This window comes from Streptomyces sp. MspMP-M5 (assembly GCF_000373585.1).
GTDB lineage: Bacteria > Actinomycetota > Actinomycetes > Streptomycetales > Streptomycetaceae > Streptomyces.
This window is the reverse complement of sequence record NZ_KB891865.1, coordinates 1-1698: the sequence shown is the minus strand read 5'-3', so window position 1 is coordinate 1698 and position 1698 is coordinate 1. Positions and strand designations below refer to the sequence as shown.

The following is a 1698-nucleotide window of genomic DNA, read 5'->3' as shown; positions in this document are numbered from 1 at the left end:
CCCGCCGGTCCTGGTTCAGCGGCCACGACGGCGGCGCCACCTGGAAGGTCGTCAACCGCCCCAGCGAACAGACCGACGCCCAGGCCCCGCCCCCCGAACAGCCCGCCTGGATCACCACCCTCAACGACGACCAGGACGCCTACGACCAAGCCAGAAACCAGCTCGCCTCCGCCCGGTGGCGCCTGTGGACACTGTGGTGGATGCGCCACCTGCCCCAAGCCAGCCGACCCGACGACTTCGAATTCGACGAGGACGCCTGGTCCCAGCAGAGCGAGGCCGCCAGCACCAAGGTCACGCGCCTGGCCGCCGAGGTCGCCCGGCTCCGCGACCTGATCCCCTACGGGCTCACCCGTGAAGAGACCCAGCTCACCCCTGAAGAGATCCAGCACAAAATCGACCGCTACGCCCAAGCCAAGGGCCTGCCCGAAGAGCTGGAACTCAAGCGCACCCCCCGGCAGAGCTACTACCGGCCGGCCGACCCCGTCCTGGCCCTGACCGACATCAGCAAGGACACCATCCCACCCCTCACCCGCGACGAGGACGACCCACTGCCCTGCCGCCTGCCCTCCCAACTGCTCACCCAGCTGAAGATCAACGACACCTGGGTACCCGTCCCGGACAACCCCCTCCTGCCCGGCAACACCCCCGAAATCCCCGGCATCATCCACGCGGTGATCGCCGAATTCGCCCTGCTGGACCAGGCAGTGCGCACCCCGGCAGCCAGCGGCGGTACGGACACCGCGCTGCACACCGTCGTCGACGTCGACGACCGGGAAACCCACACCGAAGGCCCCTGGCCCGAATACACCCGCATCTGGCGCCAGCCCTGGCTCCCCCTCTACCTTCAATGGGAGATCAAGCACTGCGCCACCCCCTACCACAGCAGCCCGGACTCCGCCCCCCACTGGGGGTTCGACGGCGACCGGTACCGCTGGACGGGAGACGGCGCAGCCCCCGGGGACGGCGAAGGCGGACGGCGCTGGACCGCCTTCGGCGGACGCGCCTTCATCACCCCCGCCACCCGCTACGTCCTGCGTGAACAGGCCCGCCGCCTCGCCGAGCACGCCCCGTCCCAGCTGGCCGGCCAACTGCGCACCATGCGCCGCGAGCTGGATGACCTCGACGTACTCTCCCAATCCCTCGACGGTTTCCACGACTGGCTGGTACAGCACGACGGCGCTGCCCAGGCCGTCACCGACCACGCGATCCTGTCCCTGGCCGGCGAGACCAACCACGTCCCCGACGGCGCGAAAGACCACGGCACACAGCGCTTCCAGCCCGTGCGAGGAGGCCAGTTCTACTTCACCGAGCTGACCGTCATCGACCGCTTCGGACGAGCGCTGGTACTGACCGGCCCACGCCAGACCGAACCCATCCAGTTCCGCCTGATCCGCGCGGACAGCGTCCTACCGGACGAGGCCCTGTTCCCCAACCCGCCCGGGGAGCGCTTCGTGCAACTGCCGCCCCGCCTGGTCCAGCCCACCCGCATCCGGCTGGAGACCGTACCGCTGCGCTCCGACCAACCACCGGCCACGGCAGCACCAACCACCAGCCCCCTGCAGCCCCCCGGTGCCGACGCCCCGGTGGCCGGCTGGCTGCTGGTCAACCATCTCGACCGCACCCTGCTGGTCTACGGGCCCGACGGGGAACCGCTCGGCGAACTGCGCGTGGTACGCGACGCCCAGAACACCCCCACCA

The 1698-nt window shown here is 70.3% G+C and carries 1 pseudogene; it reads left to right on the top strand.

Annotated features, from left to right (window positions below):
- Positions 1 to 1698 (top strand): annotated as a pseudogene (locus B073_RS0106270) (hypothetical protein); the annotation flags it as partial.